The sequence below is a fragment of the Actinomyces oris genome, assembly GCF_001929375.1.
GTDB lineage: Bacteria > Actinomycetota > Actinomycetes > Actinomycetales > Actinomycetaceae > Actinomyces > Actinomyces oris_B.
This window is the reverse complement of sequence record NZ_MSGO01000041.1, coordinates 92,207-101,427: the sequence shown is the minus strand read 5'-3', so window position 1 is coordinate 101,427 and position 9,221 is coordinate 92,207. Positions and strand designations below refer to the sequence as shown.

Below are 9,221 nucleotides of genomic sequence, written 5' to 3'. Positions count from 1 at the left end.
CAGGAACCAGTCCCACCTCCGGTAGGAAGTTGGACAGGTTACTCAATGACAGTGCCAGGTTAGGGGTGTAGGCCGCAGGCGAAACCTCGACCAAGTTCCGAAATAACCTCACAGCCTCCCGCGCCACCACCAGCCCCTCATTCCGACGCCCTAGCCTGGACAAGATCTTGGCCAGACTATTCAACGATATGGCCAAGTCGAAGGTGTAAACCTCCGGCCAAACCTCCACCAGAGCCCGCCTCAAGCGCACCGTTTCCTCAGCCGCCACCAGCGCCTCCCGTTCCTGTCCCACCGCCGATAGGAACATGGCCAGGTTGCCTAACGATGTCGCCAGGCCGGGGGTGTAAGTCTCCGGCCAAGCCTCCGCCAGAGCGCGCCTCAAGCGCACCGTTTCCTGCGCCACTTCCAGAGCTTCCTGATACTGCCCCACTGCCGACAGGTTGCTGGCCAAATTGTTCAACGACAGCGCCAGGTCGGGGGTGTAGGCCGCCGGAGACGCCTGCGCCAGCTCCCGGTACAGGCCCGCGGCCTGCTGGGCCACCTCCAGCGCCTCAACCGAAAAGCCCACCTCTGACAGAAACTTGGCCAAATTGTTCAACGACGCCGCCAGGTCAGGGGTGTAGACCTCCGGAGAGGCCAGCGCCAGCTCCCGGTACAGACCCGCGGCCTCCTGGGCCACCTCCAGCGCCTCAACCGAACGCCCCGCATCCGACAACCTGTTGGCCAGGTGATGGAGGTAGATCGCTCGTTTCACGGGATCTCGCTCGGAAGGAGCCTCCATACGTTGCATGGCAGCCAGGGCGACACCTCGTAAAGTACTGTGCCCAAGCGGAATGGCACTTTGGATCTCCTCACATGGCAGTTCGGCACCAGACTCGATGAGCTGTTCCAACGCGTGAGCGAAGGGGCCGCCCTGTGCAAGCGCCACCTCCAAAGCACTGGACCACAGGTGAGGACACGCCTTCAGAACATGATGCGCGAGTCTCACTGCGGATTCCCTGTCCTGCGATGCTGCACGGGTAATCACCTGGCTGAGGTTCTGGGCCTGCTGCCCGAGCATCAAAGCTCGGGTAACTGTCGCCTCGCTTGCATCAGGTTCACTAATGCCGGGAACATCCAGAGGATCCCCGGGCAGTACCGCGTCCACCTGGTCCGGATCGTCACCGAATACTGAGAGGATCAGGTGCTCTGCCACGGGGTCCGGACGCAGGCTGACAGTGCCGTCGCCAGCGGAGCGCAGTAGCGTGGTACTCATCAGCTCCGCTACCCTGCTCCTGCGGAGATGCTCATTCCTCCACTCGAGGAGGCGAAAAAGGACGTCATCCACCTGGCCGGCATCGGGCACAAGCAGGCTGAGCGTCGCAGCGATGCGGCGCAGATGAATGAGGCTGATGTCCTGCAGCTCAGGGAACGTCCTCCAGCGGTTGAACTCGAGGCGCAGTACGCGATCGTACAGGGAGTCTCGGGCGTTTGGATTCGAAGCTCTTGCGCTTTTCGCGCCCCTCTCTACCGAACGCTCAGACTGCGGGTCCTGCATCCCATCGTCGTCAACGACCGCGAGCCATGCTTGCAGCACAATATCGAGCGCCGTATCCCCCGCACGCTCGGGAATCACCACTTCTGGAGGATTTACTCCGTTGATGACCTTACTGAACCCCCGTACTGCTTGACGGTAGAGCAATACCGGGTCAGGTCTGGGTTCCAGCTCCTTCACGAGCCCCCGCCCTAGCTGAATGCCATCCGACTCCAGCTCCTCACGAAAATCCTCCCACCAGGAGTCGATGCCCCTTGCAGTCAGGACGATCCTGGTGGGAGAACGCCGCCCGCGCAGGGCGCGCAGCAGAGCCGCGAGCTGCTCCTGCCGGTACTCCTCCGCGTAGTCGACCACGATAAGAAGCTCGGTGGTGAGCTCCGCAAGATATGCCAGTTCGTCATTCTCCATCACGCTCTTGGCGGGCACAAAACCCGTGTACCAGCCAAGAACCTCCAGATCGTGACACAGCTGCGCCGCCATACGGGTCTTACCCGTCCCTCCCGCGCCGGTCAACACGGCGACCGAGACATCTGGCTTCCGCCCGGGACTCTTGGCAGTTCCCACCGTCCATTCCTTGAGCTCCCTATACTCAGGACGAGAGCAGAATGGCACCACACCGTAACGGGTCTGGATCATCTGCAACGGCGTGCTGTCATCAGGCAGCGGCAGATATCCGGGGGCCAGCACCTTCTCAGTGCGAGCCAAGGTGGGGAGCTCCGAGCTGTTGTCCTGCTGGGCTCGAATACCACCAACATCGACGCATACATCCCAGTCCCACTCCTTGACATAGGAGGCACCGGAGGCGATTGCGCAGGCCCAGTCACCGGCGTCCCTGTCGGTTGAGTAGGTCGCCTGCTCCACATCGATGGCCAGCCAGGCACCCATCGCGTCATCAGGGGCACTCGCGACAAGATCCCTGACATCGTCACCGTCGAGGATCAGTGGACTACGGGAGAAGCCCTCATCGAGGAGGGCGGGCGCCCCAAAGGACCACCTGAGATCCACAGGCACGAGCACGAGCGCATGGCGCCGGCGCTCCTCCTGACGGACCGTCAGGAGGAGCGGGTAGATCCCAGCATCCAGAGCGGCACTGCAGAACGTTGCGCACATATCGAGGCAGGTCGCCTGCCCCAGGGACAATACCTCATCGACAGCGCGAACTCGTTGCGCCCCTGGAACACTCTCGGCAGGCTCGTGCACATACGTGATATGCAGCTCGGCAAGCTTGTCGAAGATCTGCTGCGCAATGCGCTCAACCTTGCTGAACCCTTCTCCCCCACCGGGTTCATTCCCGGGGAAGCCACGCCAGTCCTCAGCCGTGAGCGCGCGTTGGACCCATCCGGGGTGGACGACCGCCGCAATACCCACCGGGTCCCCGCCCCGGTCCCACGTCACTGGTTCTCGCACGACACCGCTCCTACTCGACCATGAAAGACGGCCCGACTCCCTCCGGGCAGACCTACTGCTTGGATTGTCACCTTGTGCACACCCGGATCGAGCGGGGGCAGTGTCACTTTCCAGGACTCGCCATCCCGCTCGCCCCTTACCCGATGACCTGCCGCCAGCAGCCCGACATCCTTGGCGATCACAGGGGAACCATCAGCGTCGAGAACCCTCACGGCAGCTGCCTGCTCCTCGTTGGCGGGAACGGTGTCGTCCAGGTCAACACACAGGTAGGCCCCCCGTCCCTCATCCCCGCCGCCACGGGCAGCGGCGGACAGCGGCCTGAGACCGTAGCCGCCAAGATGGTTGGCCACTGCATCGGCCTCCACCAGCCCGAGGTGCTTCTGAGGCAACCGGTGCCACGCCCGGGCACTGTCCTCCAGGAAGTGGGGAATCGCGGAGAACATGGGTACCGTCCCGTCACCCGCATCCCATTCCCGCGGCAACCACGAGGGCGGCTCCTTCGACACCGTCAAGACCCCGGATTTGAGGACCGTCCGCGACAAGGTGGCGTGCCCCTGGGAGTAGTAGAGCGTCAGAGGATTTCCCTCCCGGCTCGCCCTCTCCTCCAGCGTCTTCTGAAGCTCCCTGTTGGCCGCATACGCCTTGCGCGCCCGGGCGGCGAAGTCCGGAATCACCGACGTCACGGCTGGCGGCAGCTCATACGGGTAGCAGTGCCCCATCCCTTTCTCCACAACCTGACAGTGCGGAAGCAGGTCGAAGACGGAGTCCCACCCTCTGATGACCTCAGTGATCCCAGAAAGCCGCAGGCCGGAGAACGAGAGCTGATTGACCAGGACATCGAGCGCCTTCGCCGCTCCGCGGTACGGCGTCCCCAGGGTGACGATCTCCTTGACCTCGATCCCATCGCTGAGAAAAGCCCACCACCAGGCAGCCACCAGCCCTCCCATGGAATGGGCCACCAACACCACCGGCCGCCCCTGTGCCCGGCGGCGGAGCTCTCGATCCAAGAGCTCTGCAGTATGTGCGACCGACTGCCGGAAGTCATAGGGGAACGCAAGCAGCGAAGCGTTGGGCCTGACCAGCCTCTCTCCCGCAACAGCAGTCTCCGCCTGCGACAGCCCGAGCCCTTGAACCAGAGCGGACCACAGGTGCTCATAACCTGTCACCAGCTGTTTGAAGGCGATGCCGTAGGAGGAGATCGGCCTCGTCGCACGCAGCTCGTTGTCCACGGCCAGCACCGCAGGATCGAGGGCCCTAGCTGCCCCCACCGACGTGTTGACGTCGTAAACAGTGCGGCCACCCGCATCGGCGAGCACACTCCCTCCGATACCAGGCACCAGGACCACCAGAGGGCGCAACAGGGATGGGGACTGAGACATCGTAAGCCTCCTCGATCAGGTTCTCAGCGTTGCAGTATATTTCACGCCCAGCCGGTTCGAGAGAGCAATCAGGTCAAGGCTCCATCACAAGCCAGTACCTAACCGATCCCCAGGTCCTCAAGGTCCACGTAACGCTCGGGCGCATCGGCCGCGTTGAGGGTGGCGGCGTAGTCGGGCACCTCGCTCTGGAGGGATCGGTCCGTGCGGCGGTAGCCCGACGACGGGAACGAGGGTTTCTTGGGGAACTTCATCTTGGGACGCTCCACGTGCTCGTAGGGAATGGACTCCAGCAGGTGGTGGATCATGTTGAGGCGGGCCTTGCGCTTGTCGGCCGACTCCACGACGTGCCAGCGCGCGGAGTCAATGTCCGTGTGGACGAACATCTCGTCCTTGGCGCGCGAGTAGTCCTCCCAGCGGGGCAGAGCCTCCAGGTCGGTGGGTGAGAGCTTCCAGCGCCGCATGGGGTCGGTCATCCGCGACTTGAAGCGCTTGTACTGCTCCTTCTGGGGAACGGAGAACCAGTACTTGCGCAGCAGGATGCCGTCGTCGACGAGCATCCTCTCGAAGACCGGGCACTGCTGGAGGAAGCGCCGGTGCTCCTCCGGGGTGCAGTAGCCCATGACGTGCTCGACGCCGCCGCGGTTGTACCAGGAGCGGTCGAACAGGCAGATCTCGCCGGCGGCGGGCAGGTGCGCGATGTAGCGCTGGAAGTACCACTGGGTGCGCTCACGCTCGGTGGGGACGGGAAGTGCGACCACGCGCGCGATACGCGGGTTGAGGTACTCGGTGATGCGTTTGATCGCCCCGCCCTTGCCTGCCGCATCGCGGCCCTCGAAGATGACGACGACGCGGGCTCCGGTGGCCCTGACCCACTCCTGCATCTCAACCAGCTCCGCCTGCAGCCTCAGCAGCTCGGCCTCGTACAGGGAACGATCCATGGTGGGGTGCTTCTTTGCCATGCTTGAGTTTCGCACAACACATCCCCGTACGCACAGCCACCTTCAACGGAAACAGCATCAGAGGAGCCCAGTCCCGGAAAGAATTGGGCTCCTCTGTAGTGAAAGCGGGGACAGGATTCGAACCTGAGACCTCCAGGTTGCCGACCAACCGTCTCAGAGTGTGGACGCTTCGTCTCGCTCACGACCCGCCATCTCACTTGAGTACACACGTATTCAACGCTTCTACGGCCTGGGGTGTGCAGCGTGTCTTGAGCGGGGATCTTCTCGTGGGTCGGCGGGATGAGGGCCGTGCTGCTGGCGAGATGCTTGGAGGGGCTCGGTCCGGGGGTACGCGGGGTCCGTCGGCGAAGGAGCGCGCGATGGCCTTGGCGACCCATCGTGCAGTCTTGTGGCCCGGGCAGTGGGCGGCAGGGTCGTTGGATACAAGAAGGAGCAGCTCACCGCCCAGGACGGTCAGACGGCCGACGAATCGGTGGGGATCGCGAAGCTGAGAGCGGAGTACAGGCAGCCGTGCCGGGACAACGAGTTCCTAGAACAGCGGACGCCTTCTTCGTGAGGGGCGAGCGCGTCCGTGCGCTGGCGGGCTCATCGTCTGTGAAGAAGATCGTTGCTCTGTCTTCTTGAGGTGTCAGTGGTCCGGTGTCTCAAGGTCCAACCGCTTAGTTCTGGAGTAACCGACCCTGGTGCGTCACCGCTATATGAGGAGAGGAGCTGGCCATAACGGTCAAGGAGGCTTTTGAGGAATCCGATAGTGCTTACGGGCACCGAAGAGTCCAGGCCTGCCTGGAGAAGCGTGCATGAGGGCCGGGACCGAGACGGTCATGTCGATAATGCGTGCCGAACGACCCAATGCCAGACAGTCACGGGCAAGGCTTGGCAAGCATGGGACATGCTGTGCTTTAAGCGCACCCGGAGGTGTCCTCGCCGACCCCTGGGCCAGCACAAGGCCCCGATCATCGCTATACCAGTATCGATGAGCGCCTCGAAGAGGCCACCGACCGACGGGCAGCGGCCCATTGGGAAGGCGAGGCGATCGCCGGGGCCCGTGGGCACAGCACTGCGATCACCCCGGAGGGGGCGAACCACCCGGCTGATACCCCCAGCACCAGCCACCTGACCGCCCCGTTACCTTGTTGGTGGTCCCGGGTGGTCCGGGGCTGGGCCAGCTGCTGTGGGCATGATGTCTTGCCCCTGTCTTCTAATGATCCGGGGGGCGAAAGTCACCGGCGGCAGCCGGGCGCTGGTGACCGCTGATAAGGGGAACGGCCCGCTGTGTGTGAGGTCTAACGCATACGTGGGTGCGGGACCTGTCGTCCACCGGCTGGCCCTGCACCCATGCAGCGAGAGGCGGCACGAAGATGAATATCGAGGACATCGAGGTCTTCATCGGCATCGACGTCGGCAAGACGGATCACTGGGCCACGGCCCTGAGCCGGGACGGGCAGAAGGTCCTCGACAAGGCCCTACCCAACGACGAGGACCGGCTGCGTGAGGTCTACCAGCGCCTGCAGGCAAAGGGGCAGGTGCTGGTGGTGGTCGATCAGCCTGCCACCATCGGGGCCCTGGCGGTGGCGGTGGCTCAGGACATGGGCATCACCGTGGGCTACCTGCCCGGGCTGTCGATGCGCCGCATCGCTGACCTGACGCCGGGCAGCGCCAAGACCGACGCGAAGGACGCGGCCGTCATCGCTGGCGCTGCCAGGAGCATGCCTCACACCCTGAGAGCCGTCAGCGCCTCGGACGAGGATGCCGCGGCGCTGAGCATGCTGACTGGTTTCGACCTGGACCTGGCTCGCCAGGTCAACCAGACCGCGAACCGGATCCGGGGGCTGTACACCCAGATCCACCCCGCCCTCGAGGCCGTGGTGGGGCCCTGGCCGGGCGCACGACGCCATTCTGGAGGTCATCGCCGCCTGGCCCACTCCAGCCGATCTGAAGCGAGCGGGCAAGGCAAGGATTGACGCCAGGCTCAAGAAGCACGGGTGCAGGCGGCATGCCGCCTGGGCGGGCCAGATCGTCTCGGCCCTGAAGCACCAGACCGTGGTGGTCGCCGGCACCGACGCCGCCGCAACGGTGCTACCTCACCTGGCCAGGCAGCTCATCTCCCTGCACGCTCAGCGGGCCGATGTCGCCGCCCAGGCCGGTGACCCTGGTGCAGGCCCACCCTCATGTGCCAGGTCCTGACCTCCATGCCCGGGATCAGGGGTCAGGACCGCAGCCGTCTTCCTGGCCGAAACCCTGGGCAAGACCTCCAGGCACCGGCGCCCAGCTGGCCTCCTACGCCGGCCTCGCTCCCGTCACACGCCGCTCCGGCTCATCGATCCGTGGCGAGCACGTCTCCCACGGCGGCAACAAGAGGCTCAAGCGCGCCATGTTCCTGTCCGCCTTCGCCTCACTACGCTCCGACCCCGTCTCCCGGGCCTACTACCAGCGCAAACGAGACCAAGGCAAGCGTCATAACCAGGCCGTTCTCGCCCTGGCCCACCGCCGCATCCTGACCCTGCACGCCATGATCCGCAACGGCGCACTCTACGACCCCCAACCAGCCACGAAACTACCCGCAGCCGCTTGACACACCACATAGGGGCACCCCCCCCAAGAGCACAGGCGAACGCCCTGCGCCACCCAGACTATCTCACCCCACGAGAAGCCTTCGAACACCTCCTCATTGCTTCCACCCTTTGACTCCAAGAGCTAGGATCAATCGCATGAACGATAATCCGACTTTGATCAGCGAGCGTTCCGACCCGGCTATCCAGAGGATAGTAGACATTTCAAAGCCGCAGTTCAAACCCGGCGCGGTCATGTTCCTCGAAGACGAGATCCCCATCCGCGAGGCCATTTTCGGCGGCGTGAAACTCATGGAAGTTTACGCCAGCGAAGCCCATGTTCCTGCTGCGCTCGCCGAGCTGTGTGCGGAGAGGAAGATCCCTTTCCGTACCATCGCTTCCTCCTTGGTTTCGCAAATCTTCAAGGCAGGCCGCCGCCCAGACGTGATGGCCGTCGCGCACACGCCGCGGCGCTATCAGTTAGATGAAATCGATCTCCGAAACGGTGACGTCGTCGTCCTCGATGGCGTCCGTATCGTCGGCAATATCGGCGCGATCGTGCGGTCGGCATTCGCGCTCGGCGCGTCAGGCGTCGTGTTGTGTGGCTCTGAATTGGAGTCCGTGATGGATCGTCGCCTGGTGCGCGCTAGCCGCGGCTACGTCTTCTCGCTGCCGGTCGTGTTGGCTACCGAAAGCGAGCTCATTTCCTGGGCGAGGCAGCAGCGCTGCCGCCTGATCGGCTTGGCTGCCGATGGCCAGGTACGAATCGACGAGCTGATGGGTCGCGACGAGCCTTTGGGCCTCGTCTTCGGTAGCGAGCTGTACGGCCTCTCCCCCGAAATGGAGCACGCGATCAACCTGACCGCGTCGATCCCCATGATGCCCGGTGCTGAATCACTCAACGTGTCCGTCGCAGCCGGCATCGTCATGTTCCTCCGCGAACTCGGGCGGTAGCGCACAGGCCGAGGGCCGGCTCGCCTGAGGGATGGCGGTTAGCTCTTCCTCAACGATGCAGACAAGTCCACCGGTGGTCGCCGCATCGGCGCGAAAGGCAGACAGCTCGAGCGGCCGTTTCTGCGCCTTCCGGAGCGCTCTGGAAGACTAGACCGGCAGCGTAAGTGGGAGTCTCAGGATGGCGATCAGCACCGCAGCAGCCCCGGTGCGCCCCCCGATAAACCATAACCCTCGCATGGGGAGCAAGCATGATGAAGGCCTCGGTCCCTGATGGGACCGAGGCCTTCTGGAGTGGTAGCGGGGACAGGATTCGAACCTGCGACCTCCGGGTTATGAGCCCGGCGAGCTACCGAACTGCTCCACCCCGCGTCGGTGTGACCAACCTTAGGGGGCATCCCACCCCTAAGGCAAATGGCAAGGGCGTGCCCTTGCTCACCGC

5 protein-coding genes, 1 tRNA gene and 1 pseudogene are annotated in these 9,221 nt (G+C 64.0%); 3 read left to right on the top strand and 4 right to left on the bottom strand.

Translation table 11 applies throughout. The features are described from left to right. The 3 genes from BKH32_RS10375 to ppk2 form a co-directional block, all read right to left on the bottom strand. The coding region (locus BKH32_RS10375; protein ID WP_143222795.1) for a tetratricopeptide repeat protein at positions 1-2,941 on the bottom strand (2,941 nt) is incomplete at its 3' end. Continuing rightward, entirely contained in the window at positions 2,926-4,320 is a 1,395-nt protein-coding gene (locus BKH32_RS10370; protein ID WP_075249961.1) for a lipase/acyltransferase domain-containing protein, read from the bottom strand. The genes BKH32_RS10370 and BKH32_RS10375, both read right to left, overlap by 16 nt. Positions 4,321-4,418: 98 nt before the next feature. Further along, positions 4,419-5,258, bottom strand: coding sequence for a polyphosphate kinase 2 (ppk2, locus tag BKH32_RS10365; protein WP_075249960.1), 840 nt, complete (start codon positions 5,256-5,258; stop codon positions 4,419-4,421). Between the two features lie 732 nt (positions 5,259-5,990). On the opposite strand from ppk2, the gene BKH32_RS14765 reads away from it, so the two are divergent. From BKH32_RS14765 to BKH32_RS10355, 3 genes and pseudogenes are all read left to right on the top strand, one after another. After that, a complete protein-coding gene (locus tag BKH32_RS14765; protein WP_430383801.1) occupies positions 5,991-6,080 on the top strand; it encodes a hypothetical protein in 90 nt (29 codons plus the stop codon). 557 nt (positions 6,081-6,637) lie between these two features. Beyond that, positions 6,638-7,851: pseudogene (locus BKH32_RS10360) on the top strand (IS110 family transposase). A gap of 136 nt (positions 7,852-7,987) precedes the next feature. Continuing rightward, the gene (locus tag BKH32_RS10355) at positions 7,988-8,782 is read left to right on the top strand and encodes a TrmH family RNA methyltransferase (protein WP_075249959.1); all 795 of its coding nucleotides are present in this window, start codon (positions 7,988-7,990) and stop codon (positions 8,780-8,782) included. Between the two features lie 292 nt (positions 8,783-9,074). On the opposite strand, the gene BKH32_RS10350 is transcribed toward BKH32_RS10355, so the two are convergent. Further along, positions 9,075-9,151, bottom strand: a tRNA-Met gene (locus tag BKH32_RS10350). Positions 9,152-9,221: the final 70 nt, after the last annotated feature.